Annotated in this window: 22 protein-coding genes and 1 pseudogene; 17 read left to right on the forward strand and 6 right to left on the reverse strand. The window is 67.4% G+C overall.

Annotation, left to right across the window (positions count from 1 at the left end; genetic code table 11):
- Window positions 1-12: 12 nt before the first annotated feature.
- A pseudogene (locus QPR87_RS16630) lies at window positions 13-1,280 on the reverse strand (extracellular solute-binding protein).
- A gap of 126 nt (window positions 1,281-1,406) precedes the next feature.
- On the opposite strand from QPR87_RS16630, the gene QPR87_RS16640 reads away from it, so the two are divergent.
- Window positions 1,407-2,462, forward strand: a complete 1,056-nt coding sequence (locus tag QPR87_RS16640; protein ID WP_285050486.1) for a substrate-binding domain-containing protein — start codon at window positions 1,407-1,409, stop codon at window positions 2,460-2,462.
- Window positions 2,463-2,534: 72 nt separating this feature from the next.
- Here the strand turns inward: QPR87_RS16640 and QPR87_RS16645 are convergent, their stop codons facing one another.
- Window positions 2,535-3,245: a gamma-glutamylcyclotransferase gene (locus QPR87_RS16645; protein ID WP_285050487.1), complete on the reverse strand. Its 711-nt coding sequence runs from the start codon at window positions 3,243-3,245 to the stop codon at window positions 2,535-2,537.
- 574 nt (window positions 3,246-3,819) lie between these two features.
- On the opposite strand from QPR87_RS16645, the gene QPR87_RS16650 reads away from it, so the two are divergent.
- The 14 genes from QPR87_RS16650 to QPR87_RS16715 all read left to right on the forward strand — a co-directional run bounded on the left by QPR87_RS16650 (window position 3,820) and on the right by QPR87_RS16715 (window position 18,650).
- Entirely contained in the window at window positions 3,820-5,145 is a 1,326-nt protein-coding gene (locus QPR87_RS16650; RefSeq protein WP_285050488.1) for an MFS transporter, read from the forward strand.
- Window positions 5,146-5,321: 176 nt separating this feature from the next.
- Entirely contained in the window at window positions 5,322-6,707 is a 1,386-nt protein-coding gene (ehuR, locus tag QPR87_RS16655; protein WP_011746626.1) for a MocR-like ectoine utilization transcription factor EhuR, read from the forward strand.
- 97 nt (window positions 6,708-6,804) lie between these two features.
- Window positions 6,805-7,590, forward strand: a complete 786-nt coding sequence (gene ehuA, locus QPR87_RS16660; RefSeq protein WP_011746627.1) for an ectoine/hydroxyectoine ABC transporter ATP-binding protein EhuA — start codon at window positions 6,805-6,807, stop codon at window positions 7,588-7,590.
- Between the two features lie 23 nt (window positions 7,591-7,613).
- Window positions 7,614-8,435 (forward strand): ectoine/hydroxyectoine ABC transporter substrate-binding protein EhuB, encoded by an 822-nt coding sequence (ehuB, locus tag QPR87_RS16665; RefSeq protein ID WP_232290479.1) that lies wholly within the window; start codon window positions 7,614-7,616, stop codon window positions 8,433-8,435.
- A 58-nt stretch (window positions 8,436-8,493) separates the two neighbouring features.
- The gene (gene ehuC / locus QPR87_RS16670; RefSeq protein WP_011746629.1) at window positions 8,494-9,150 is read left to right on the forward strand and encodes an ectoine/hydroxyectoine ABC transporter permease subunit EhuC; all 657 of its coding nucleotides are present in this window, start codon (window positions 8,494-8,496) and stop codon (window positions 9,148-9,150) included.
- Between the two features lies 1 nt (window position 9,151).
- Window positions 9,152-9,811 (forward strand): ectoine/hydroxyectoine ABC transporter permease subunit EhuD, encoded by a 660-nt coding sequence (gene ehuD, locus QPR87_RS16675; RefSeq protein WP_230998418.1) that lies wholly within the window; start codon window positions 9,152-9,154, stop codon window positions 9,809-9,811.
- Window positions 9,808-10,551: an aspartate racemase/maleate isomerase family protein gene (locus QPR87_RS16680; RefSeq protein ID WP_285050489.1), complete on the forward strand. Its 744-nt coding sequence runs from the start codon at window positions 9,808-9,810 to the stop codon at window positions 10,549-10,551. The genes ehuD and QPR87_RS16680 overlap by 4 nt, the downstream gene beginning before the upstream one ends.
- Entirely contained in the window at window positions 10,548-11,504 is a 957-nt protein-coding gene (eutB, locus tag QPR87_RS16685) for a hydroxyectoine utilization dehydratase EutB (RefSeq protein WP_285050490.1), read from the forward strand. Before QPR87_RS16680 ends, eutB begins: the two co-directional genes overlap by 4 nt.
- Window positions 11,501-12,478 carry a cyclodeaminase gene (locus tag QPR87_RS16690; RefSeq protein WP_285050491.1) on the forward strand — a complete coding sequence of 326 codons (978 nt, stop codon included), beginning with the start codon at window positions 11,501-11,503 and terminating at the stop codon, window positions 12,476-12,478. The genes eutB and QPR87_RS16690 overlap by 4 nt, the downstream gene beginning before the upstream one ends.
- An 11-nt stretch (window positions 12,479-12,489) precedes the next feature.
- Entirely contained in the window at window positions 12,490-13,671 is a 1,182-nt protein-coding gene (gene doeA, locus QPR87_RS16695; protein ID WP_285050492.1) for an ectoine hydrolase DoeA, read from the forward strand.
- A gap of 4 nt (window positions 13,672-13,675) precedes the next feature.
- Entirely contained in the window at window positions 13,676-14,686 is a 1,011-nt protein-coding gene (gene doeB / locus QPR87_RS16700) for a N(2)-acetyl-L-2,4-diaminobutanoate deacetylase DoeB (RefSeq protein WP_041529713.1), read from the forward strand.
- Complete coding sequence (locus tag QPR87_RS16705; protein ID WP_285050493.1) at window positions 14,683-16,134, forward strand: NAD-dependent succinate-semialdehyde dehydrogenase; 1,452 nt, start codon at window positions 14,683-14,685, stop codon at window positions 16,132-16,134. Before doeB ends, QPR87_RS16705 begins: the two co-directional genes overlap by 4 nt.
- Window positions 16,134-17,504: an aspartate aminotransferase family protein gene (locus QPR87_RS16710; protein ID WP_104493400.1), complete on the forward strand. Its 1,371-nt coding sequence runs from the start codon at window positions 16,134-16,136 to the stop codon at window positions 17,502-17,504. Before QPR87_RS16705 ends, QPR87_RS16710 begins: the two co-directional genes overlap by 1 nt.
- Before the next feature lie 3 nt (window positions 17,505-17,507).
- Window positions 17,508-18,650 (forward strand): alcohol dehydrogenase family protein, encoded by a 1,143-nt coding sequence (locus QPR87_RS16715; RefSeq protein ID WP_230998421.1) that lies wholly within the window; start codon window positions 17,508-17,510, stop codon window positions 18,648-18,650.
- Between the two features lie 15 nt (window positions 18,651-18,665).
- Here QPR87_RS16715 and QPR87_RS16720 read toward each other — a convergent pair whose 3' ends face one another.
- The 3 genes from QPR87_RS16720 to QPR87_RS16730 form a co-directional block, all read right to left on the reverse strand.
- A complete protein-coding gene (locus tag QPR87_RS16720; RefSeq protein ID WP_285050494.1) occupies window positions 18,666-19,862 on the reverse strand; it encodes a winged helix-turn-helix domain-containing protein in 1,197 nt (398 codons plus the stop codon).
- Between the two features lie 157 nt (window positions 19,863-20,019).
- On the reverse strand, window positions 20,020-20,325 hold the full coding sequence (locus QPR87_RS16725) for a hypothetical protein (protein WP_285050495.1): 306 nt from the start codon (window positions 20,323-20,325) through the stop codon (window positions 20,020-20,022).
- Between the two features lie 647 nt (window positions 20,326-20,972).
- Window positions 20,973-22,742: a Hint domain-containing protein gene (locus QPR87_RS16730; RefSeq protein WP_285050496.1), complete on the reverse strand. Its 1,770-nt coding sequence runs from the start codon at window positions 22,740-22,742 to the stop codon at window positions 20,973-20,975.
- Window positions 22,743-22,966: 224 nt separating this feature from the next.
- Between QPR87_RS16730 and QPR87_RS16735 the strand changes: the two genes are divergently transcribed.
- Both QPR87_RS16735 and QPR87_RS16740 read left to right on the forward strand, forming a co-directional pair.
- Window positions 22,967-23,272: a hypothetical protein gene (locus tag QPR87_RS16735; protein WP_285050497.1), complete on the forward strand. Its 306-nt coding sequence runs from the start codon at window positions 22,967-22,969 to the stop codon at window positions 23,270-23,272.
- Window positions 23,273-23,318: 46 nt separating this feature from the next.
- Window positions 23,319-23,795 (forward strand): MarR family winged helix-turn-helix transcriptional regulator, encoded by a 477-nt coding sequence (locus tag QPR87_RS16740; protein ID WP_285050498.1) that lies wholly within the window; start codon window positions 23,319-23,321, stop codon window positions 23,793-23,795.
- Window positions 23,796-23,826: 31 nt separating this feature from the next.
- On the opposite strand, the gene QPR87_RS16745 is transcribed toward QPR87_RS16740, so the two are convergent.
- Window positions 23,827-25,794 (reverse strand): TonB-dependent receptor plug domain-containing protein, encoded by a 1,968-nt coding sequence (locus tag QPR87_RS16745; RefSeq protein WP_285050499.1) that lies wholly within the window; start codon window positions 25,792-25,794, stop codon window positions 23,827-23,829.
- Window positions 25,795-25,837 lie beyond the last annotated feature (43 nt).

The raw sequence follows: 25,837 nt of genomic DNA on the forward strand, positions 1-25,837 counted from the left end.
GGGACCGACGGGTCATTTCGAGAAATGCTTGTCCAGCAGGGCCTGTTCGGCCTCGGCCAGCGAATCCGCCGGGCTCTGGCCTTGCAGCAGCGCCCGGTTCACCATGTCGATGGCGATCTGGCGTTGCGCGGCCTCGTCCACGAAACGGGTGGTCTGCGAATAATCCAGCGCCCGGATGAACGGGCCGAAGACCGGATCGGCAAGGTTCGCCTCGGTCATGGCGACATCCTTGCGGGCGGGCAGTTCGCCCACCTCCTTCTGCCAAAGCTCCATCGCGGCCGGCGACGAGATATAGGCCAGGAACTTCTTCGCCGCCTCAAGCTCCTCGCCCGAGGCCGAGGCCCCGATGCCATTGGCGAAATAGCTGGCATAGTTGGCACGCGTGCCATCCGCTGCCGCCGGAAGCTCGGCCACACCCCATTCGAAGCTGCCGATCGTGCCATAGCTGGCCAGGCGGAAGGTTCCGTCCACCACCATCGCGGCCAGCCAGGCGCGGAAGGCGGCCTGGCCTTCGTCCATGAAGCCTTCCTTGCCGACCCTGTGCTGGGTCTGCAGCGCCAGGTAATAGTCCAGGGCCTTCAACCCGGCTTCGCTGTCGTAGGTCACGGTCGTGCCGTCCTCCGAATAGGGCGCGCCGCCATATTGGGGGGTCAGGATCGTCCGCCACCAGTGATGGTCCTGCCGGGCGATGTCCAGCGCGATCCCGGTCAGGACCAGATTGCCGCCATTGTCCTGCCTGGCGGTCTTTTTCGCGACCTCGACCAACTCGTCCAGCGTCTTGGGCGGCTCGGTCACGCCGGCTTCGGCAAGCAACTTCTTGTTGTAGAACGGCGCCATGGTCCGCACCGCCGTGGGCAGCGCGTAATACTGGTCGTTGCGCTTCATCGCCTCCACGATCGGAAAGAACTCCGCCTCGATCGCGCTTGCGGGAAAGGCATCCTCGGGCAGCGGTTGCAGGATGCCGCCATCCACGAAATTGTCGATCCAGCCGTAGAAAGCTGCACGACATCGGGCCCCTTGCCGACGACATGGGCCGCAACCACGCGGGTCTGGTAGTCGGCATAGGGGAAGGTCACCTGCTTCACGGTGATGCCGGGATTCTCGGCCTCGAACATGTCGATCAGCGTGCCCATCGCCTTCACGCGGGCGTCAAAGACGTATTGCCAATATTCGATCTCGACATCCGCCGAAGCGACGCTGGGGCCGAGTGCGGTGGCGCAGGCAAGGGCGGCTGCGGCAAGGCGCAGCTTTGCGGTGCCGGTCAGGGCGATGCGGGTCATGGGTCTCCTCCCGAGGGTACACAAGCGCTTGTGTAAGCTTTCGCGACCAACAGGGGATTGACCCGATGAAACTCAAGAAATATCCTGATTTTTTAAAGAATACGCTGCGCAAGCGAAGGGAATGACATGGCCATTGATCGCCCGAATCACGGACAGGGCATCGGCCTGAAGGTGGTGGCGGACGAACTGGGCCTGTCCCAATCGACGGTCAGCCGCGCCTTGCGCAATCACCCCTCGATTCCCGCGGCTACCCGCGAACGGGTGGCGCAGGCCGCAAAGCGCATGGGCTATGCCCCCAATGCCCGGGCGCGCGGCCTGGCCATCGGCCGGACCGAGGCCATCGGGCTGGTCTTCCCGCTGGAGCGCCTGCGCCTTGTCCAGACGAATTTCGTCGATGTGCTCAGCGGGATCAGCGACGTGGTGACCGAACGCGGCTACAACCTCCTCCTGTCCCCGTTTCGCGACGACGAATCCTCGGTGCTGCGCCGGCTGGCGACGTCGCGGATGGTCGATGGGCTGATCATCACCCGGCCGCTGGTGCATGATCCCCGCATCGCGCTGCTGGCCGGGACCGGCATCCCCTTCGTCGTGCATGGCCGCAGCGACGTCGACATCTCCTGTTCCTATGTCGATGTGGACAACTTCGAGATCTTCAGGCGGCTGGCCGAGGTATTGCTCGATTACGGGCACAGGCGCATTGCGGCGCTGAACTCTTATCGGCGGTTTCGCTATGCCGCGGCCCGCGACGCGGGCTATCGCGCCGCGATGGAAGGCCGTCATGTGCCCGTCGACCCGGATCTGGTTCTGGAAACCGCGATGACGGAAGAGGACGGGCTGAAATTAGGCGCCCGGCTCTTGTCCTTGCCCGAGCCGCCGACGGCGATCATCTGCGGTTCGATCTTCCTGGCGAAAGGCGTCTATCGCGCCGCGGCCGAGGCGGGGCGGACCATCGGCAAGGATCTGTCGGTGGTGGCCCATGACGACCAGCTGCGCGGCATTTCGGCGGCGGACTTCGCCCCTGCACTGACCGCCACCCAGCAATCCGTCGAGATGGCAGGGCGCCGTCTGGCCGAGATCCTCATCGACCGGCTCGAGGGCAGGCTTGCCCCCGAGCCTATATGTGAAGTGTCGCGGCCCGACCTGATCCTTCGCGGTTCGGTCGGGCAGGGGAAGCCGGTGTAGTTGCCGGCTAGCCCCTCAGCCACGCCTTGCCGGCTTCCGCGCCTCATGCCGGGCTTGATCGCTGCAAGGCGATCATTCGCCGGGCCGTTCCTCGGGCTCTGCCGTTCCGGCGTCGATTTCCTCGGCCACGAGCTGCTGGAGCGTCCAGATATAGTCGTCATGGATGCCGATTTCCGCCAGCCCCCGGGCCGTGCGCAACAGATACTCGGCGCCCGATCCGGCGGCACCTGCCGCGCGGGCCAACCGCTGCGCCTGTTCCTCGACCGTGAGTTCGGCAAGTTGCGTGCCAACCGGGTCGGCATAGAAGGTCAGCGCATCCTCGCGGCCGCAGTCGGTCTCGACCTCGATCCAGCAGGCATTGGCGGACAGTTCATGGGCGACGAGTTCGCGCCGCAGGATGGCGCGGAGCGACTGCGCCTCGGTCCCTTCGGCGATGTCGAGGACCAGCCCCTCGCAACTGCCGCCCGAGGCCAGCGCGAGCATCAGCCCGGGCCGCTCGGGCGTGCCGCGGAAATGGTCGAGCGAGATCGAAAAGCGGCGATGCCAGCCGATGGCGGTGGCGCGGCGGCGCCCGCCGACGGCAAAGCCGGGGTTCCAGATCAGCGAGCCGTAGGCAAAGACCGGGATGGGCCGCGGCCGCCCCCGGGTGAGCCTGTCGGCCAGCAGGTCCAGGTCGGCGTCCTCGAGCATCCGCCAGCGCGGATCGTGCAACAGCCCCTCCTCGGCCGAAGCCACGCGGGCGACGTGATCGTCGGACAGCACGATGGGGCGACAATTGGACATAAGGTTTCCTGCGGGCGGCGACTGTTCCATCCGCGCAAGGTTCCTGCCAGCGCGATCCCGGGTCAACCCGAAACCAGGGCAGTAACGGCGCGTCGGACAGGATGCTTCGCATTCGCCATCGGCGTTCCAGCCGCAAAAGGACGGTGGCGTTAGAAATTCTAATGCTTTCTGAGAGAATATTCTCGTTTGCTCCAACGGGCCCGTCGGGAAATAAGCCGCGTGTCCGGGTTGCGGGGCGCCCGGGCGAACATGACCGGTCATCAGCCCCGGCCGATTGAAAGCAGATGCCGGGCCTTGCCTTCGCCCGCCGGGCCTTCCGGCGGCATGGGCTTCGGCCGCCTGGTCGACAACCTGTCCAGGCCGAGCGTTCGGGGAGGATGGGGCCGCGCGTCCAGGCACCGGCGGCCAGGACAGGCTGGTGCAGCCCCGGAGTGCCCGAAGCTGCACGGCCGGCAATTTCATGGACCCGTGGAGGAGCCACGCCGGTGGGGGGCCATGGAAAGCACGATGCGTATAGGGGACCGCCCGCCAGCCTTCAGCGGAACGTCCGATCTTGAATTCAGGAAGGTATTCCATGGCTATATCGATCTTGCCCGGCGGGCCCGCGATGCGGGATGCTTTCGGGCGGCTGCCGATTGACGAGGCGCCGCTGAAGCCGATCCATATCGTGGCGGCGGCCGCAGTGCTGGGCGGGGCGGTTCTGGACGGCTATGTGCTTGGCATCGTCGGGCCGGCCCTGTCCATCGCCAGGCAGGAAATGCAGCTTTCTGCGATCAGCCAGGGCCTGATCGCCTCCAGTGCGCTGATCGGCGTGTTCATCGGCGGGCTGTTCTTCGGCAACCTGGCGGATCGTTTCGGCCGCAGGCCAGTCTTCGGCTGGAACCTGGCAGCGTTCATCGTGCTGTCGGTGTTGCAGATCTTCGTGCAGGATGTCTGGCAACTGGTCGCGATCCGGCTGGCGCTGGGGTTGGCGATCGGCGTGGAATATGCCGTAGGCTCCTCGGTGCTGGCCGAGTTTTCGCGCCGCAAGGGCAGGGGCGTGCTGCTGGGCTGCTTTTCCATCGGCTGGCAGGTGGGCTTCACCGTCGCCTTCGTCGTCGGTTCGTTCTATGACGGCGACAACTGGCGCATGCTGCTGGCATCGAGTGTGATCCCGGCGCTGATTACCTTTGTCCTGCGGATGACCCTGCCCGAAACCCCGATGTGGCTGAAGGCGCAGGGCCGTGATGCCGAGGCACGGGCCATCGTCGACAAGCATTTCGGTTCGGAATACGCGATCCCCGATGTCGATCCGAACCCCCACCACGCCTCCCCGCGCGAGCTTTTCACGGCCGAGACCTGGCGGCAGACGCTTTACTCCGGCCTCTTCTGGTTCTGCCAGGTCGGGCCTTTCTTCGGTATCTTCACCTTCCTGGCCCCGGTGCTCGAATCGCTGGGCCTGCGGGATGCGACCGCGGTCGACATGTCGCTGAACGCCATCCAGATCGCCGGTGCGGTTGTCGGCGTCTTCCTGCTGCACTGGATGAGCCGGCGCGGCTTCGTGATCTGGACCTTCGTGATCGTGCTGCTGACCTTCCTGGCGCTGGGCCTGTTCCCGCAGGCGCCGACCTGGGTCGTCGTGGCGCTGTTTGCGACCTACATGTTCGTCGCCCCGGCCGCGAACAACATCCAGTTCGTCTATCCGCCCGAGATCTTCGACACCCATATCCGCGCGACCGGCATCGGCTTCTCGGCCGCCTTCTCGCGGATATCGGCGGCGGGGGTGACGTACCTGCTGCCCTGGCTGCTGCAGAAGTTCGGTTTCTCGGCGACGTTGGTGATGATGGCGGGCTTTCCGCTTCTCGGCCTGGTTCTGTCCATATTCTGGGCCCCGGAAACCAAGGGCAAGCATCTGCGCTAGGCGCAGGTCGTCGATCGCGCCTTTCCCGATTGCTGCGGCAGGCCGTTTTGGCCTGCTGCTCGTCGGCTTGGCCCATGCGAGACGTCAAGTTCCTCGGCCGCAAGAGGGCGATTGCAGGCCGGTTCGATAAATCATAGCATTATGGCCTGTGAAATAGATTGTCTCGGCCTTGCTTCATGACAATATGGACCCCTGACCCCAGCGGCTTGCATCGCCCGGCCTATCTTTCCCTTGCCGAGCAATATGCGCGGGCGATCCGCGATGGCATGCTGCCTGCCGGAACCCGCCTGCCGCCCCAGCGCCGGCTGGCCGATGATCTGGGGCTGTCGGTCCAGACCGTCTCGCGCGCCTATGAAGAGTTGATCCGCCGCGGCCTTGTGGTCGGAGAGGTCGGGCGCGGATCTTTCGTGCTGCCGCCGGGTTCCGAGAATACGCCGCCCTATCTGGCCGAGCGGCTGGGCGAGCTTATCGACCTGTCGATCCTCAAGCCCGTGACCGAGCGGATGCATGTGGAGACCTTTCGCGAGGGGCTGCACTGGGTGGCCGAGAACCTGCCCGTACCGGCGGCGCTGTCCTTCCGGCCCAGCTCGGTCCTGCCGCAGCACCGGCAGATCGCCGCCGACTGGCTGCGCCGCGGCGGAATCGACGCCCAGCCCGAAAACATCACCATCACCGACGGCGCCACTTCGGCCATCACCACCGCGGTCATGAGCGCAGTGCCCGCCGGCGACACGCTGGCCGCCGCGGCGCTGACCCATCACCTGCTGATGCCGCTATGCAAGTATCTGGGCCTGCATCTGGAAGGACTGCCGGTCGATGAGGACGGCATCGTGCCCGAGGCGCTGGACCATCTGGCGCGCAAGGGCAGCCTGCGCGCGCTTTACATGCAGCCGGCGGCGATCAATCCGATGGCGATCATGAGCAGCGCCGAGCGTCGCGCCGAACTGGCCGCCATCGCCCGCCGCCACGACCTGCTGGTCATCGAGAACGACATGCTGAACGTGATGATACCGGACCGGCCGCCGCCCATGGCGGCCCTGGCGCCCGAGCGGGTTCTGCATATCAACGGCTTTACCAAGACCACGCTGCCCGGCCTGCGGGTGGCCTGGCTGCTGTCGCCGGCGCGCCTTGCCTCGGCCACGGCCAATCGGCATCTGGTGACGAACTGGATGGCCACCCCCGCCATGGTCGAGTTGCTGAGCCACTGGATCGGCGACGGCACCGTGGACCGGCTGATCCTCTGGCAGCGCGAGGCGCTGGGCGCCCGCCACCGCATTGCGCGCGAGGTTCTGGGCGCGGCGCCGTTCCGCGCCCATCCGCAAAGCCTGCATATCTGGCTGGAACTGCCTCCCGGCCGCGACGAAGAGGAGTTCGTGGCCCAGGCCCGCCAGCGCGGCGTTGCCGTCGCCTCGGGCCGGGCCTTTCGGCTGAGCGAGCGCGGCAGGCGGGATGCGGTGCGAATCGCGCTCGGCTCGACCGGGGCGGATGAGTTGCGCCGGGGCCTTACTCTGGTGGCCGAGACCCTGGGCGGCAGCGCCGAACCCCTGCTTCCGCTGATTTGATGGGCAGATTACACTAGAAAATTGTTATGATATTATTTAAATATTGACCTGATTTAATCTCGCTGCAAAGTTCCTCTGGACAGCAAGGGGGACGCTTTTGGACCAGCCGATCATTCGCATCCAGAACCTGCGAAAGTCCTTTGGGACGCTGACCGTCATCGACGGGCTGAATTTCGACGTGATGAAGGGCGAGAAGCTGGCGCTGATCGGCCCCTCTGGCTCGGGCAAGACCACCATCCTGCGCATCCTGATGACGCTCGAGGATATTTCGGGCGGGCGCATCGAGGTGTGCGGCGAGCCGCTTTACCACATGCAACGAAGCGGCGCCGAGGTGCCGGCGGACGAGGCGCACCTACACAAGATGCGCCGTCACATCGGCATGGTGTTCCAGCATTTCAACCTGTTCCCGCACAAGTCGGTGCTGCAGAACATCACGCTTGCGCCGATGCTGACCAAGGGCGAGGCTCGCGCCGTCGCCGAAAAGCGCGCGCGCGAGCTTCTGGACATGGTGGGGCTGTCCGACAAGGCAGACTACATGCCCAGCCAGCTTTCCGGCGGCCAGAAGCAGCGCGTCGCCATCGCCCGCGCCCTGGCCTTGCAGCCCCAGATCATGCTGTTCGACGAGGTGACCTCGGCGCTGGACCCCGAGCTTGTCGAGGAAGTGCTGGAGGTGATGAAGCGCCTGGCCGCCGAGACCGACATGACCATGCTGCTGGTCACCCATGAGATGGGTTTCGCCCATGATTTCGCCGATCGCGTGCTGTTCTTCGACAAGGGCCGCATCGTCGAGCAGGGCCCGCCCGCCCAGATATTCACCGCGCCGCAAGAGGACCGCACGAAGTCCTTCCTGCGCAAGATCATCGCCGCAGGACAGCGCGTGTGATGCCAACCCGACAGGAGAGAATGATGAAGAAATGCCTGATTGCCGCGGCCCTTCTGGCCGTGCCGCTGCCCGCCCTGGCCGACAAGCTGGAGGACCTGCAGAAACAGGGCTATGTCCGCATCGCCATCGGCAACGAGCCGCCCTATACCGCCGTCGCCTCGGACGGCAAGGTCTCGGGCGCGGCGCCGGACGTGGCCCGCGCGGTGTTCGAAAAGCTGGGCATCAAGGATCTGGAGGCGTCCATCGCCGAATATGGCGCGATGATCCCCAGCCTTCAGGCCGGGCGCGTCGATGCGATCACCGCGGGCCTGTTCATGAAGCCGGAGCGCTGCAACGCGGTCGCCTATTCCGAGCCGATCCTCTGCGATGCCGAGGCGCTCCTGGTCCCCAAGGGCAATCCCAAGGGCTTCAACTCCTATGCCGATATCGCGAACGACGCCTCGGCCCGGCTGGGTGCTCCCGGCGGCGGCACCGAGGAAAAGCTGGCGCTGGATGCCGGCGTGCCGCGCGACCGGCTGGTCGTGGTGCCCGATCCGCAATCGGGGCTGAAGATGGTGCAGGACGGCCGCATCGACGCCTATTCGCTGCCGGTCCTGTCGCTGAACGACCTGCTGGCGAAGTCCGGCGACGCCAACCTCGAGGTCTTTGCCCCGGTCGAGGGCGCCCCGGTCTATTGCGACGGCGCCGCCTTCAACAAGAAGGACACGGCACTGCGCGACGCCTTCGACGTGGAACTGGCCAAGCTGAAGGAATCGGGCGAATTCGCTGCCATCGTCGAGCCCTACGGCTTCTCGGCGGCTGCGGCCATGTCCACCACTCGCGACGCCCTCTGCGCCGCCCAGTGACATCGGGGCGGGGGTCGTCCCCGCCCACCCGACAACGACAGAAGGGCAGGCACGGCGCATGGGCGACTGGGCAGGATATCTGACACTCATCCTTATGGGGGCCTGGGTCACGGTCAAGCTGACCCTGATGGGTTCGGCCCTGGCGCTGGTCGTGGCCTTCGTCGCCGGGCTGGGCCGCATCTCGCGCCACGCCGCGGTTCGCTGGCTGGCGACCGCCTATATCGAGTTCTTCCGCGGCACCTCGATCTTCGTGCAGCTGTTCTGGATCTATTTCGTGCTGCCGATGACCGGGGCGGAACTGACGCCGATGCAGGCGGGAGTGATGGCGCTGGGGCTGAACGTCGGCGCCTATGGGGCCGAGGTGGTGCGCGGCGCCATCCTGGCCGTGCCGCGTGACCAGCACGAGGCTTGCGTCGCCGTCAACCTGACGCGGTTCCAGCGCATGCGCCACATCATCCTGCCGCAGGCGCTGCCGCTGATGCTGCCGACCTTCGGCAACAACGCCATCGAGCTTTTGAAGGCCACCTCGGTCGTCTCGCTGATCTCGCTCTCGGACATGACCTTCCAGGCGCAGGTGGTGCGCTCGCAGACCGGCAGCACGCTGATGCCCTTCGTCACCATCCTGCTGCTGTATTTCGCCATGTCCTCGGCGCTTTCATTCGGCATGCGCCGGCTGGAGCGGCGGGTGACGCGCGGGTTGGACGGGGTGCGCTGAGATGGAATGGGACTGGGATTTCGCATGGTCCATCATGCCGACCCTGCTGGCCGGCTTTCGGATCACCCTCATCGCCACGGTGCTTGGTGCGATGGTCGCCGCCGTCTTGGGGCTGGTCTTTGCCATCCTGCGCCGTTCGCCCAACCGGCTGGTCGCCCGCACCACCGGCTTCGTGGTCGAGTTCATCCGCGGCACGCCGCTGCTGGTGCAGCTTTACTTCATCTTCTACGTGCTGCCCGATCTGGGCATCCGCCTGCCGGCGCTGACCGCCGGGGTGATCGGCATGGGGCTGCATTACGCGACCTATGCCGCCGAGGTCTATCGTGGCGGCATCGAGGCGGTGCCGCGCGGGCAATGGGAGGCGGCCAAGGCCACCAACCTGACCACGCGCCAGACCTGGCTGCATGTCGTGCTGCCGCAGGCCCTGCCGCCGATGATCCCGGCCATGGCGAACTACCTGCTGGCCATGTTCAAGGAAACGCCGCTGCTTTCCGCGATCACCGTGCTGGAACTGATGAACCAGGCCAAGTCGGTGGCCAACAGCTCCTATCGCTATGTCGAGCCGATGACGCTGGTCGGCGTGATGTTCCTGGTCGTCAGCCTGATCTCGGTCATCGGCCTGCGCTGGCTGGAACGCCGTTATGGGAGGATTTCGCGGTGACTGTCCTGTCCGTTCCCGTCGCCCTTGACGAACGCCCGCTGCCGCGCCGCGTCGGTCTGGTGACGCTGGCCACCGACCACACGACCGAGGTCGATTTCTCGGCCCTGCCGGCGCATGGCGTGGGCGTCTATGCCACCCGCATCCCCTTTGCCAACCCGGTGACGCCCGAGACGCTGGCCGCCATGGCGCGCGACGTGACGGCGGCTGCTGCGCTGATCCTGCCCGACGAGGAACTGGATGCGGTGGTCTATAGCTGCACCTCGGCCTCGGTGGTGATCGGGGATCAGGCCGTGCGGGACGCGATCCGGCTGGGCAAGCCCTCGGCGGAACCGATCACGCCGATCTCGGCCGGTTTCGCTGCGCTCAGGGCGCTGGAGGCAGGGCGGATCACGCTGCTGACCCCCTATACTCCCCGGACGACCCAGCCGATGGCGGAATGCTTCGAGGCGGGTGGTTTCGTGCTGCAAGGCGTGTCCTGCCTGAACCTGACCGACGACCGCGAGATGGCGCGGATTTCCCATGCGACGATCGTCGAGGCCGCGCGCGCCGCGCTGGCGCCGGGCAGCCAGGCGTTGTTTGTCGCCTGCACCGCCGTCCGCGCGGCCGCGATCATCGACCGGATCGAGGATGCGCTGGGCGTGCCGGTGGTCTCGGCTAATTCGGCGACGCTCTGGGCCGCGGCGCGGGCCTGCGGCATCTCCGGGCCGATGGCGCCCGGACAGTTGATGAGGCTGGCATGAGCGTGACGCTGGACGACATCCGCGCCGCCGCCGGGCGCATCCGGGGCCATGTGGTGGAAACCCCGATGGTCCGTGACGAGGTGCTGTCGGCGCGGCTGGGCCAGCCGGTCTGGCTGAAATGCGAATACCGCCAGGCCACCGGCGCCTTCAAGCTGCGCGGCGCGACCAACGCGATCCTGTCGCTTGCGCCCGATGCGCTGGCGCGCGGCGTGGTCACCGCCTCGACCGGCAATCACGGCCGCGCCTTGGCCCATGCCGCCCGCGCGCTGGGCGTGCCCGCCACCGTCTGCCTGTCGCGGCTGGTGCCGGGCAACAAGGTCCAGGCGATCCGCGACCTGGGGGCCACGGTCCGCATCACCGGCGCAAGCCAGGACGAGGCGATGGTCGAGGTCGCCCGCGCCGTGGCGCAAGAGGGCATGACCGAGATCCCGCCCTTCGACCATGAGGCGGTGGTCGCTGGCCAGGGCACGCTGGGGCCGGAGATCGCGCCCCTGACCCCCGATGCGGTGCTGGTGCCGCTGTCCGGCGGCGGGCTTGCGGCCGGGGTCGCGGTGGCGATCAAGGCGCTGTCGCCCGCCACGCGCGTCATCGGCCTGACCATGGAGAACGGCGCCGCGATGGCCGCGAGCCTTGCCGCCGGCCATCCGGTCGAGGTTGCCGAAAGCCCCAGCCTCGCCGACAGCCTTGGCGGCGGCATCGGGTTGCAGAACCGCGTGACCTTTGCGATCTGCCGCGACCTGCTGGACGATGCGATCCTGCTGACCGAGGCCGAGATCGCCGAGGGCATCCGCCATCTGGGCCGCGCCGGCCATGTCGTCGAGGGCGCGGCCAGCGTCGGCACCGCCGCGCTGCTGGCGGGCAAGTTCGTCCCGCAGGGCCCGACCGTCACCATCCTTTCCGGCGCGAATATCGACCCCGCGCTGCATGCCCGCATCATGGCGGAGGCCGCATGAGACCGCCCGTGACCATCCTGACCGAGACGGATCTGCGCGCCCTGGTGCCGCTGGACGCCGAGGCCGTCGCCTGCATCCGCGACGCCTTTGTCGCGCTGGCGACGAAACCCGTGGCAATGCCGCCGATTCTGCGCCTGGACATCCCCGAGCATCGGGGAGAGGTCGATGTCAAGACCGCCTATGTTCCGGGGCTTACGCATTTCGCCATCAAGATCTCGCCGGGCTTCTTCGGCAACCCGGCGCTTGGCCTGCCCTCGACCAACGGCATGATGGTGGTGCTGTCCTCGCGCACCGGGCTGGTCGAGGCGCTGCTTCTGGACAACGGCTATCTGACCGATGTGCGCACCGCCGCCGCCGGGGCGGTGGCCGCCGATGCACTGGCCCGACCGGATGCGGCCACGGCGGCGATCCTTGGTGCCGGGATGCAGGCGCGGATGCAGTTGCAGGCGCTGGCGCTGGTCCGCCCGCTGACCGGCGTGCGGGTCTGGGCGCGCGATCCCGCCAAGGCGCAGGCTTTCGCGGCCGAAATGACCGCCATCCTGCGCATTCCCGTGACCGCCGGCGCCAGCGTGGCCGAGGCTGCACGGGATGCCGATCTGGTGGTCACGACCACGCCGTCCGAAAGCCCGATCCTGAGCGCCGCCGACATCGCCCCCGGCACCCATGTCACCGCCATGGGCTCGGATGCCGGGCACAAGAACGAAATCGCGCCGGCCCTGATCGCCGCCGCCCATTACGTCGCCGACCGCCTGTCGCAGACCCGGGCCTTGGGCGAACTGCACCACTCGCCGCTGGTCGGGCGGGATTTCCCCGAGCTTGGCCAGATCCTGGCCGGACAGCGCCCCGGCCGGACCGATTCCGCCCAGATCACCCTGGCCGACCTGACCGGCACCGGCATCCAGGACACCGCCATCGCCACCCTGGCGCTTGCCCGCGCGGGCAAGGCCGGGGCCGGCCGCACCTTCACCCTGTAAGAGAAACCGCCATGACAGACGTCGCATCGAAGTTCACCCGCGAGGAATATGCGCAGCGCCTCGCCAAGACCCGCCGGGCGATGGAGGAAAAGGGCGTCGATCTGCTGATCGTCACCGATCCCTCCAACATGAACTGGCTGACCGGCTATGACGGCTGGTCCTTCTATGTCCATCAATGCGTTGTGGTGCCGCCCGAGGGCGAGCCGATCTGGTATGGCCGCGGGCAGGACGCGAACGGCGCGAAGCTGACCGCCTATCTGAAGCCCGAGAACATCGTCGGCTATCCCGACCATTACGTGCAGAATCCGGCGATGCACCCGATGGACCATCTGTCGGGCATCCTGCGCGACAAGGGCTGGGGCGCGAAGCGCATCGGCGTCGAGATGGACAATTACTGGTTCACCGCCGCCGCCTTTGCCAGCCTTGTGGCGAACCTGCCCGATGCGAGGCTTACCGATTGCACCGCGCTGGTGAACTGGCAGCGCGCGGTGAAGTCGCCGCAGGAGATCGCCTATATGCGCAATGCCGCGCGGATCGTCGAGGCGATGCATGCCCGCATCCTCGACAAGGTGCAGGTGGGGATGCGCAAATGCGACCTGGTGGCCGAGATCTATGACGCCGGCACCCGCGGCGTCGATGGGATCGGCGGCGACTATCCGGCCATCGTGCCGCTGCTGCCGTCCGGGCGCGATGCCTCGGCGCCGCATCTGACCTGGGACGACAAGCCGATGAAGGCGGGCGAGGGCACCTTTTTCGAGATCGCCGGCTGCTATCACCGCTATCATGTGCCGCTGTCGCGCACGGTGTTCCTGGGCAAGCCGACGCAGGCTTTCCTGGACGCGGAAAAGGCGACGCTGGAGGGGATGGAGGCGGGGCTCGCCGCCGCGAAGCCCGGCAATACCTGCGAGGACATCGCCAAGGGCTTCTTCGACGTCCTGGCGAAATACGACATCGTCAAGGACAACCGCACCGGATACGGCATCGGCGTCAGCTATCCGCCGGACTGGGGCGAGCGCACCATGAGCTTGCGCCCCGGCGACCGCACCGTGCTGCAACCCGGCATGACCTTCCATTTCATGACCGGCCTGTGGCTGGAGGACATGGGGCTGGAGATCACCGAGTCGATCCTGATCACCGAGACCGGCGTGGAATGTCTTGCCGATGTCCCGCGGCAACTGTTCGTGAAGGACTAGGGCCATGTTGCAGATGCAGCCCGCGCCCTCGCCCATCGCGGCGACGGTGGATTTCGCGGCGCCGGGGGTCGGCCACGGCTTCCTGCGCCTGCCCCATTCGCGCGACGACGCGGCCTGGGGGTCGATCATGACCCCGATCACCGTGGTCAACAACGGCGAGGGGCCGACGGCACTGTTGACCGGCGCCAATCATGGCGACGAATACGAAGGGCCGATCGCGCTGTTCGACCTGGCCGCGACCGTCAGGGCCGAAGACGTCACCGGCCGCCTCATCATCGTGCCGGCGATGAATTATCCGGCCTTCGCGGCGGCCACCCGCACCTCGCCCATCGACCGGGGCAACCTGAACCGCAGCTTTCCGGGGCGGCCGGACGGCACGGTCACGCAGAAGATCGCGGACTATTTCCAGCGCGTGCTGCTGCCGATGGCGGATGTGGTGCTGGATTTCCATTCCGGCGGCAAGACGCTGGATTTCCTGCCCTATTGCGCCGCCCATATCCTGCCCGACAAGCGGCAGCAGGCGGCTGCCTTCGATCTTGTGCGCGCCTTCGGGGCGCCATGGTCGGTCAGGATGCTCGAGATCGACGCGGTCGGCATGTATGACACCGCGGCCGAGGAAATGGGCAAGGTCTTCGTCACCACCGAACTTGGCGGCGGCGGCACGGCGTCCGCCCGCACCGCCGGGATCGCCAAGCGGGGCCTGCGCAACCTGCTGGTCGCGGCGGGCGTGATGCGGGGCGAGGTCGCGGCGCAGCCGACGCGATGGCTCGACATGCCCGATGCGGATTGCTTCACCTTTGCCGAGGATGGCGGGTTGATCGAGTTCCTGGCCGATCTTGGCGATGCCGTGGAAAAGGGCCAGCCCGTCGCCCGCATCTTTCCGGTGACGCGCACCGGCCTTGCCCCGGTCACGGTTCCCGCCGGCCGCGCCGGCCTGATGATGGCGCGGCATTTCCCCGGCATCGTGAAACCCGGCGATTGCGTCGCCGTCATCGGCGTGGAGGTCGACGAATGATTACCGACAAGACCCTGATGCGCGAGGATGCCTTCGTGAACGGCGTCTGGTTGGGGGGCGAGCGTTTCGCCGTCACCGACCCCGCGACCGGCACGGCCATTGCGCAGGTGGCGCGGCTGGATGCGGCGCAGGCCCGCGCGGCGGTCGATGCGGCGCAGGCGGCTTTCGCGGGCTGGGCGGCGCTTCTGCCGCAGGAGCGCGCCGCCGTGCTGATGCGCTGGCACCGGCTGATCGTGGATGCGCGCGAGGACCTGGCGCGGATCATGACCGCCGAGCAGGGCAAGCCGCTGTCTGAATCGCGCGGCGAGATCGACTATGCCGCCAGCTTCGTCGAGTTCTATGCCGAGGAAGCCAAGCGGCCGAACATCGAAAGCGTGACCTCGCATCTTTCGACTGCCGAGATGGAACTGTGGCGCGAACCTCTGGGCGTCGCGGCGCTGGTCACGCCCTGGAATTTCCCTTGCGCCATGATCACCCGCAAGGCGGCGGCGGCCCTGGCGGCGGGCTGCACCGTGGTGGTGCATCCCTCGGCCGAGACGCCGCTGTCGGCGACCGCACTGGCGGAACTGGCGGATCGCGCGGGCTTTCCGCCCGGAGTCTTCAACGTGGTGACCGGGGACGCGCCCGAGATCGTCGGCGAATGGTGCGCCGATCCGCGTGTGCGGGCGCTTTCCTTCACTGGCTCGACGCAGGTGGGCAAGCTGCTTTATCGCCAAAGCGCCGATACGGTAAAGCGGCTGGTGCTGGAACTGGGCGGCCATGCCCCCTTCATCGCCTTTGCCGATTGCGACCTCGACCTGGCGGTGGACGAGGCGATCAAGGCCAAGTTCGCCACCTCGGGGCAGGATTGCCTGGGCGCCAACCGCTTCCTGATCGAGCGGCCGATTTATGAAGAGTTCTGCCGCCGCTTCACTGCCGCTGCCGCCGCGCTGGCGCTGGGGCCGGGGGTCGAGGATCGCGACCTTGGCCCCTTGATGAACGAGGGCGCGGTCCGCAAGCAAGAGGAACATGTCGCCGACGCGCTGGCCCGTGGCGCGCGCCTGTTGACCGGCGGTGCCCGCGATCCGCAGGGACCGCTGTTCTATCGCCCGACCGTGCTGGCCGACGTGCCGGGCGAGGCGCTGGTCTTTCGCGAGGAGACCTTTGGCCCCGTCGCCGCCATCGCCCCCTTCGAGACCGAGGACGAGGCGGTGGGTATCGCCAACGCCACCGAATACGGGCTTGTCGCCTATGTCCACAGCCGCGATCCGCGCCGCATCTATCGCCTGTCGCGCGCGCTGTCGTTCGGCATGGTCGCGGTGAACCGCACCAAGGTCACCGGCGCGCCGATCCCCTTTGGCGGCATGAAGCAGTCCGGGCTGGGCCGCGAGGGCAGCCGCCACGGGCTCGAAGCCTTCACCGAGATCAAATACGTCTGCCGCGACTGGGCAGAGACAAGGAGAGCATGATGCTGACCAATGACGAACTGTCCAAGTGGGACCGCGAGAGCCTGTTCCACCCCTCGACCAATCTCGGCCAGTTCGCGCGCGGCGAGGGTCCGCAGCGCATCGTCTCGGGCGCGGAAGGCGTCTATGTCACCGACCGCGACGGCAACCGGCTGCTGGACGGCTTTGCCGGGCTTTATTGCGTAAACGTGGGTTACGGCCGGCCCGAGATCGCCGAGGCCATCGCGACGCAAGCGCGCGAGCTGGCCTATTATCACGCCTATGCCGGGCACGGCTCGGAAGCCTCGATCACGCTGGCCAAGATGGTCATGGACCGGGCGCCCAGGCACATGGCGCGGGTCTATTTCGGCCTTGGCGGCTCGGATGCCAACGAGACGAATGTCAAGCTGGTCTGGTATTACAACAACATCCGCGGGTTGCCGCAGAAGAAAAAGATCATCTCGCGCTGGCGGGGCTATCACGGGTCGGGGCTGATGACCGGCTCGCTGACCGGGCTGGAGCTGTTCCACAAGAAATTCGACCTGCCGCTGGCGCAGGTGATCCATACCGAGGCGCCCTATTACTATCGCCGCAAGGACGCCGGCATGTCCGAGGAACAGTTCAGCGCCCATTGCGCCGATGAGCTGGAAAAACTGATCGCCGCCGAGGGCGCCGACACCATCGCCGCCTTCATCGGCGAGCCTGTGCTGGGCACGGGCGGTATCGTGCCGCCGCCCAAGGGCTATTGGGAGGCGATCCAGAAGGTGCTGGCGCGCCACGACATCCTGCTGATCGCCGATGAGGTGGTGACGGGCTTTGGCCGGCTGGGCAGCATGTTCGGCAGCGACCATTACGGCATGACCCCTGACATCATCACCTGCGCCAAGGGCCTGACCTCGGCCTATGCGCCGCTGTCGGGCAGCATCGTCGGGCAGAAGGTCTGGGAGGTGCTGATGCAGGGCACCGACGAATATGGCGTGCTCGGCCATGGCTGGACCTATTCCGCCCATCCCATCGGTGCCGCGGCCGGCATCGCCAACCTGCGGCTGATCGACGAGTTGGGGCTGGTCGGGAATGCCGGCAGGGTCGGCCGCTACCTGAACGATCGCATGCGGGCGGCAGTTGGCGATCACCCGAACGTGGGCGAGATTCGCGGCGAGGGCATGCTCTGCGCCGTCGAGCTGGTCCGCGACCGCGATACGCGCGGTTTCTTCGACGCGGCCGAGGGCATTGGCGGCAAGGTGGTCGGCGCCATGCTCAAGCGCGGCGTGATCGCGCGAGCGATGCCGCAGGGCGACATCGTCGGCCTTGCCCCGCCGCTCTGCCTGACCGAGGCCGAGGCGGATGTGATCGTCGATGTCACCGCTGCGGCACTGCGCGAAACGCTGGGTTGACCCGTGACGGCGATCCCCGAGACGATGTGCGCCATGGTCCTGACCGGCCATGGCGGCACCGAGCGGCTGGAATGGCGCGAGGATTGGCCGGTCCCCCGTCCCGGCCCGGGCGAGGTTCTGGTGCGCATCACCGCCTGCGCCAAGAACAACACCGATCGCAAGGTGCGCGAGGGGCTATACTCCACCGCCGATGACGGCGCCGTCACCTCGTTTGCCATGGCCGGGAACACGCTGTCCTTTCCGCGCATCCAGGGCGCCGATGTGGTCGGCCATGTCGTCGCCGTTGGCCAGGGCGTGCCCACGGACAGGATCGGCGAAAGGGGGCTTCTGGACTTCAACATCTACCCCGATGCGCGGGACGACCTGAACCTGGCGCCCGATTATTTCGGCCATGGCGCCGATGGCGGCTTTGCGGAATATGGCTGTTTCCCCTCGGAGCAGTTCCACGCCATCGCCAATCCCGCGCTGGGCGATGCCGAACTTGCGACGCTGGGCATGTGTTCGTGGCAGACGGGCTACCGGATGCTGACCTCGGCCGGGGTCGGGGCGGGCGAGCATGTGCTGGTCACCGGCGCCTCGGGCGGGGTCGGGACCGCGCTTTTGCAGCTTTGCCGGGTAATCGGCGCCATACCCCATGCGGTCGCCAGCGCCGGCAAGGCCGAGGCGCTGCATGCGCTTGGCGCGGAAACGGTGATCGACCGCAATGCCGTCGGCGACTGGCCTTCGGCCATCGACCGGGCGACCGGCGGGGCAACGATCGACGCGGTGATGGACCTCGTCGGCGGCGAGATGACCGTGCCGCTGATCCAGGCCATGTGCCGCGACATGCGCCGCCGGACCACGCCGCCCCGCCTGTCCATCGCCGGCGCCAGTGCGGGCAACGTCACCGCGCTGCCCTGGACGCTGATCTACCTGAACCAGGTGCGGATCTTCGGCGTCTCGCACGGCACCCGCGCCGAGGCACGGCAGTTGATCGGCTGGATCGGGGAGAACCGGCTGAAGCCGGTGCTGGCCGGGATCATGCCGCTGTCGCGATTGCGCGAGGCCGAGCGCCTGTTCGTCGAGCGTGGTCGCGATTTCATCGGCAAGCTGGTCATCGTGCCGGATCGGGTCGTCGCCGAACAGGGCCTGGAAACGATGGCCTGACAGTTGGCGCGTCGCTCAGGCCCGCAGCCAGTCCGGCGCATGGCGGATCTCGTCCACCCCGGCCAGCGGCGCGATGCGCTGGAACTCGGCCGCCAGTGCTGTAACGCGGCCCTGGCCCATGCGCACCCCCGGCTCGGGCCAGAAGGCGCGGACGGCCAGCGCGCCATCCTCGCGCTTGGCATCCACCCGCCCGACCAGCCGGTCGCCCTGCATGACCGGAAAGACGTAATAGCCGTATTGCCGCCGCTCGGCGGGCACGAAGATCTCGATGCGATAGCGGAAACCGAACAGCCGCTCGGCCCGCGCCCGGTCGCGCAAGGCCGGATCGAAGGGCGAGAGCAGGCGGATGCGCGAGGACGGATCGGGCAGCGCGGGGACCAGGTCCAGCAGCGCCGGGGCCGAGAAGCTGCGCCGCACCGAGCCATCGGCCATTTCCACGTCGATTTCCACGATCCGGCCCGCCGCCAGCGCCTCGGCGCACCACAGCTTCGCCTCGTCGCGGCTGGCGATGGCGAAGAAACCGGCCAATTCGCCGCTGGTGGCGAAGCCCAGCCGCTCCAGCGCCGCCGTCATGGCCCAGTCGATGATCTCGGCGTCGTCCAGCCGCGCATTCAGGTGCTCGGCCGGGATCACCCGCTCGGCCAGGTCATAGACCTTGCGAAAGCCCGAGCGATGGCGGATCGCCAGCCGGCCCGAGCGCCACAGGTATTCCAGCGCGGTCTTGGACGGGTGCCAGTCCCACCAGCCGCCCGAGCCCTTGGGTTCGTCGCCGCCCAGATCCGAGGAACTGGCCGGACCGTGATCGGCGATGTGCCGCAGCACGCTGTCGAATTCCGCATCCCAGCCCTCGCGCCGCCATTTCGGCCAGCGGCGCTGCATATGCGCCTCGTCCCGGGCGAATTTCAGCCGCCACATCGGGTAAAAGCGCATCGGGATGACGGCGGCGTCATGGGTCCAATGCTCGAAACCGGCGCGGTGGCGGGCGATCAGGCTCTCCAGGGCCTGCGGCCGGTATTGCCCGCGCCGCGACCACAGGATCAGGTCATGCGCGCGGGCCAGCGTGTTCACGCTGTCCACCTGCACGAAGCCAAGGCCGGACAGCACATTCTCCAGATCCGCGCCCTTGCCCGGCCCCGCGCCGGGGCGCAGCAGCAAGTGCCGGTCCAGAAACAACCGACGGGCATCGCGGTTCGTCAGCAGGGGGCGGGCCATCGTCGAAACCTGTTCGTCGCGTCTGTCAGCCTGTCATAGCAGCAGGCGATGAAGGATGGCCAATGCGATGCCGGCTGCCAAGCGGAGATGTCAGGTGAAGCGCGAAGCCGCGCCGATCCTGCGCTTCGGTATCCTGCGGGTGCGAAAAGGCGAGGCGCTACCGGGGCCGGCCGCTCACGGCCGCTCGACGCGGCGCATGGCCGGTTTCCGCCGCATCCGCGTCTTCGTATCGCTCTTCGCTGTCGGGCCGGCTGGCCTTGTGCCAGGCAAGCCCCAGCAGGGCCACCGAGCCGGTCAGGCAATAGGTCGCGACAAGCCACGGCAGCCCCCAGCCCATCAGCCAGGCCAGAGCCGTCGCCGCGACCGCCGCCAAGGACGCAAGGACGACGATCCCAAGGGGGAAGCCGCGATCTTGATCCCTGTCGGATCGGGAAACGCTATCAGGCGTGAGTTTCTTCAGCATGGTTCGGCTCTTTTGGTGAAAGGGAGGACGGCGCCGGCATGGCGCAGGCGGAAACCGCAGGGCATCGCGAAGCGGTCGCGCTTCTGCGCGCCACCCATGCCCCGGCGGGGTGGTGCGGTCGGGACCGGCCTGGCCTTCGTCCCCGTCCCGCAGGCATCGAGCGTGCAAAGGCCCACCCGGTCGGTGCCAGGAGCATCCCCGGCGCATGGGGCGAGGATGGCCGGGAATGCCGATGCTCTTGGCATGATCGTCGTATGGCGGCTCTGGAGAATGCTTCCCATGCGCAAGGATTGCCCCGAGGATCATGGCGCCATTGCCGCGGATCTGGGCGGCGATGTCCTGCGGGCATGATCGCCTTGGGCTCCGTATCGGCTTTGCGGGTCCGTTTGCGGGCAGCCATGCGCCGGCTGCGCCTGCAACCGTTCCCGTCATAAGGCGCCGCATCCCGCCGCGATGGCTTGGTGCAACCGATCCCGGGCGGTGGTGCAGATGACGGCGCTGCCGGCTCTCGTCCGGGGCGGCAAGAGGGAATTGCCGCCCCGGGCAAGAGCCGGCCCCGGCGGCGCTGCCTCTGCCGCCGCCAGGACCGTTCGGCCGGCGTCACCAATGTTCCGCCCGGCCAACCCGGCAGGTCGTCGCGGCCGCCATCAGCCCACCTTTCCCCAGCTGAAGGGCTGTTTGCCGTTGGCGACCAGGCGTTGCACCAGATGCCGCCCCTGCCGGCCGCGCATCAGCAGCCGCGCCGCGGCGGGTTGCTGCGGCGCGGGCTGCGCCAATTGGGGGAACAGCGTAAGGATCTCGTGCCGGGCCTCGGGGCCAAGCGCCTTCATCGCCTCGGGGCCGGTGAACAGGCTTTCGGTAGGGGCGCCGTTCGAAAACACCACCTCATGCCGGTCGAACATGAAGTGCCAGTATTCCACCTCCTGCATGTCCTCGACCACCTCGATGCCGTCCAGCCCGATCAGATGGCGCGCGGCCAGCAGGACCTCGGCCTCGCCGACCATCCGCCGCGCCACCACCGAGCGCAGCAGCACCCGGTGCTGGGGCGAGACGATCAGGTCGCGCTCGGGCAGGCGCTCGCCCAGGGCCTCGGCGCGGATGCGGATCGGCCGCAGCTTGGGCTGGGCCGCCAGTTCCTCGGCCGAGAGCACGCGCTTGCCGATCCAGCGCAGCGCCTTGCAGCCATGGTCCAGCGTCATCACCTTGGTGCCCGGTTCCAGCTGCTCGACGGGAACCTCGCCATCCGCGGTCTTGATCAGGGTGCCCCGCAGAAAGCAGAGCACGCCGGTATTTTCCGTGGTCAGCTGGCTGCCCAGGACCGAATTGCCGGTCCCGTCCTGAATGCGCAGGCCCCCGACGGCATCAAGCACGCCATCGGCCTGGTCCGCCTGCATCCAGCTTTCCGGCGAGGCGTAGGTCTGATGCGGATTGGCGGCGTTCCAGGCCGCCAGCGTGGTGCCGTTGTAGAACGCGCTCAGATCGACGAAATCGTTGTTGTCGGACTGTCCGTCGCCGATGCCGGTCACCGCGTCGAAATCGGTGATCAGGTCGCCGCCGCCACTGACCACGAAGCGGTCGTTCCCCGCCCCGCCGGTCATCGTGTCCGCGCCGGGGCCGCCGATCAGCGAGTCGTCGCCGTCCCCGCCTTCCAGGACGTCATTTCCCTGCCCACCCTCAAGCGTGTCGTTGCCGGCGCCGCCCTGCAAAAGGTCGTGCCCGGCATCGCCGCGCAGCAGGTCGTCGCCCTCGCCGCCCTCCAGGGTGTCGTCACCGTTGCCGCCGTTGAGCGTGTCGTTGCCCGCGCCGCCCAGCAGGAGGTCGTTCCCGTCGTCGCCGCGCAGCAGGTCGTCGTCGTCGCCGCCGTCAAGGGTGTCGTTGCCCAAGCCGCCGTTGAGCGTATCGCTGCCCACGCCGCCCAGCAGGAGATCGTCCCCGTCGTCGCCGCGCAGAAGATCGTCGCCCTCTTCGCCCTCGATGGTGTCGTTTCCGATGCCGCCGTTGAACGTATCGTTGCCTTCGCCGCCACGCAGGACATCGTCTCCGGCATCGCCGCGCAGCAGGTCATCGCCCTCGCCGCCCTCAATGGTGTCGTTTCCGGCATCGCCGTTGATCGTGTCGTTGCCCGCGTCGCCCCGGATGATATCGTGCCCCGCATTGCCGCGCAGCAGGTCGTCGCCCTCGCCACCCTCGATGGTGTCGTTTCCCGCGCCGCCATTCACGGTGTCGTTGCCGGCGCCGGCGTTGATCCAGTCGTTCACGCCGTCAGCGCCGTCGACCACATCGCCCTGATGGTCGACATAGCCGGGGACCATGTAGTCGTCGCCATCGGTGCCGTCCACGATGCCGTCCGGCTGCGCGGACGAGGAAAAGGCCATGGCTGCGGTATTCAGCGGTTGGTTGTTGATCGGGTCCGTCATCTGTTTTCACCCGTGCGAACCTGTTCGCTTACCCTGGTGCGGGTCCGACGGAGAGGGAGGGCGGGCAAATGCCCATTATTTGCTATAACTTTTAAACAATTGACGAATTTAAACACAGCGGCTCTCCGTTAGGACCATTCTGGTGAAGTAAGGCACCTCGCGCGCACCATCTTCCGATGCGAATCCGGCTATCGGATGCCTTTTCCGCATCCCAGCGCGATGCCTTGGATCGCCATTCCGAGAGGCTGAAATATCTTGAACTGCCGATTGATTGTCATGAACCGCAGAATGACAGCATCGGCTCCTACAGTTCGCGCGTCATGAAATGTCGGCAGGCGGCGATGGATGCTTCCGATCGCGAAAAAGCTGCGGAATTTCGCCTTGACCTGCCTTATGCCGAATTCCCGGATGCCGGGGCGCCGCAAGGCTGGCATGCCGGGTTCCGAAGGGCGCCCGCATCCTGCGCGATATGCGCTGCCGCCAAGGCGATGCCGCAACGGCGGTTGGCATGGGACTGCGTTCTCGACTAGGCAGGGGCCGCCGACGCCATTCCTGCATGAGCCCGTCCCGATCGCCATGACCACGCACCAAGCCCAGACCGCCCAGCCGCAATTCGGCGACGACGATCCGCGGATCGCCTATAACCGCGTATTCTTCGCCATCCTGCGCATCCACCGCACCTTGATGCCGCAGATCGAGAAGGCGCTGCGCGAGATCGGCGTCGCCGATCCGATCTGGTATGAGATCCTGCTGGCCACCGAAGAGGCGGGCGAGGACGGCGTGCAGATGCAGGTGCTGCAGCGGCGGCTGTTCGTGCCGCAATATGCGCTGTCGCGCCATGTCGCGCGGATCGAGAAGGCGGGGCTGATCCGGCGCGCCGCGGCCGGGGGTGCCGGGCGCGGCCAGATCCTTTACATCGCCGAGCCGGGCAGGGGCTTGCACGCGCGGATCTGGCAGATCTATGTCGAGCGGATCCAGTCCGCCCTTGCCCCCGCCCTGACCACGGACGAGGCCTATGATCTGGTGCGGACCCTGAACCGGCTTTATCGCTGATCGGCCAGGGGGCCCGTGCTCGTCTGCCGCGTCAGAACCGCTTCGTCGCCACCAGCGAGAAGGTGCGCCCCGGTTCGCGCAGCGGGGTGACGGTGGCGTAGTCGCCGCCATAGGTGGCGCGGTCGGCGTAATCCTTGTCGAAGAGGTTCGCCACCTCGGCCCGCAGCACCAGCCCCTCGACCTGCTCCGGCGCATATTCCGCAAACAGGTTCAGCACCGCATAGCCGGGGATGGTGCGGTCGGAGTCGCCCTCGATCCGGTCGTATTTCGCCGCGGCCTCGATGCTGCCGCCATAGGTGAAGGCGCTGCCCTGGGGCGTGTGCTGCGCCTCGATGGAAAACACCCGGCCCAGCGGCGCGCCGAAATCCAGCGCCTCGTAGCTGGAGGCGGGGTTGCCGTTCACGCTGACCCGGCTGTCCGAAATGCTGGCCCGCAGATAGCCGCCGTTCCAGCCATAGCCCAGGCCGAGATTGTAGCCCCGGCTTTCAAAGTCGAAATTCTCGATGCCGCGATAGGTGCCGCCGCGGGCATTGTCCACCTGGGTCAGGAACAGCTCGCCATCCAGCCGCAGGTCGCCCGCCTCGTAGTCGAAGCCCAGCGTATAGTTGCGCGCCCGCGCCGGCCGCAGCGTGTCGTAGTCCCAGGCGCCGTTGAAGATGTAGTTGTCCTCGATGGCGATGCCGCCGAAGACGGTCGAGGCCCCGGCGCGCAGCACCAGCGCATCGGTCAGGCCATAGGCGAGAGAGGCATTGCCGCTGAAGCCGGAGTTGGTGTCCTTCCAACCGCTGGTGCCGGTAAAGTCCTGCCGGTCCCAGCGCAGGCCAAAGGACAGGTCCAGCCGCTCGACCGGCTCCAGCCGGGCCTGGGCGTAAAGGCCGATATTGCGGGCGTTCTCGTCCAGCCCGCCGAAAGGATCGCTGTAGGTGCTGGAACGGTCATACCAGTCGATCCCCGCCGTCACGCTGTTGGCGTCGGACAGGTGAAAGCGGTTTTCCAGCTTGGCCGAGAATGTGTCGCTGTCACCTTTGCTGACATAGGGCGGCACCAGGGTCGGCTGGTCGACATGCACCCGGCTTTCCGAGCGGCCGATGACGAATCTCGGATCCCACAGCCCGCCGGCCTGCGTGTTCTCGTAGGACAGCGACCAACTGCTGCGGGTGGTGTCATAGCGGCGCAGTTCGGGCAGCGGGGCGCCGCCCTCGATATGGCCGATATTGGCGCGATAGGGGCGCAGCGTATCGTCGCGCAGCCGCTGGCCGGAAAGCTCGATCCGATGGCCTCCGGGCGTCTCATGGGCCAGCTTCAGCAGCACGCTTTGCAGGTCGGCGGCCGAGCCCCTGATCGTCTGGCCGCCCCCGGCCTGGTAGTCGTCGCCGGTCGCCGATTTCAGATAGCCCAGCCATTCGAAACCGCCCATCTGTCCGGCCAGCGTCGCCGCGCGGCCGAAGGTCCGGCCGTTGTCGCCATAGGACAGGCGGACATTGCCGCCGAAGCTGCGCCCGTCCTCAATGATGTCGGCGGCGTCTACCGTTTCCATCACCACCGCGCCGGCCACGGCATGCGGGCCGGCATCCGCCGCCGCCACGCCGGCATCGACGCGGACGAATTTCAGCAGGCCGGGATCGATGGCATTGGCACTGACATGGTGGAAGGCGCGGTTGTTCTGCTCGACCCCGTCCACCGTCACCGACAGGTTCAGCATGTCCACGCCGTTGATGAAGATCTTTTGCGCCACCGGGATCGCGCCCCCGACCGAGACCGAGGCGATGCCGGTGAACAGGTCCTTCAGGTCGCCCATCCGCGCCCGCTCCAGCTCGGCCGCCGCGACATACTGGCTGGCGCCGCGGTCGGCGGCGCTACCGTCGGCGTCCAGCGCGCGGAGGGTGATCGGGTCCAGCAGGACCACGGTCTCTGCGGCCTCCTGGGCCAAGGCGGGCAGGGCCAGCGCCGCGGCGGCGCCGGCAACAAGGATCAGGCGGGGGGTGAAGGGTGCGGCCATTAGCAAGCTCCGTTCCGGGGAAGGCTGGCTGAGGCGCGGGGCC

This window comes from Paracoccus sp. SSJ (genome assembly GCF_030234105.1).
GTDB lineage: Bacteria > Pseudomonadota > Alphaproteobacteria > Rhodobacterales > Rhodobacteraceae > Paracoccus > Paracoccus denitrificans.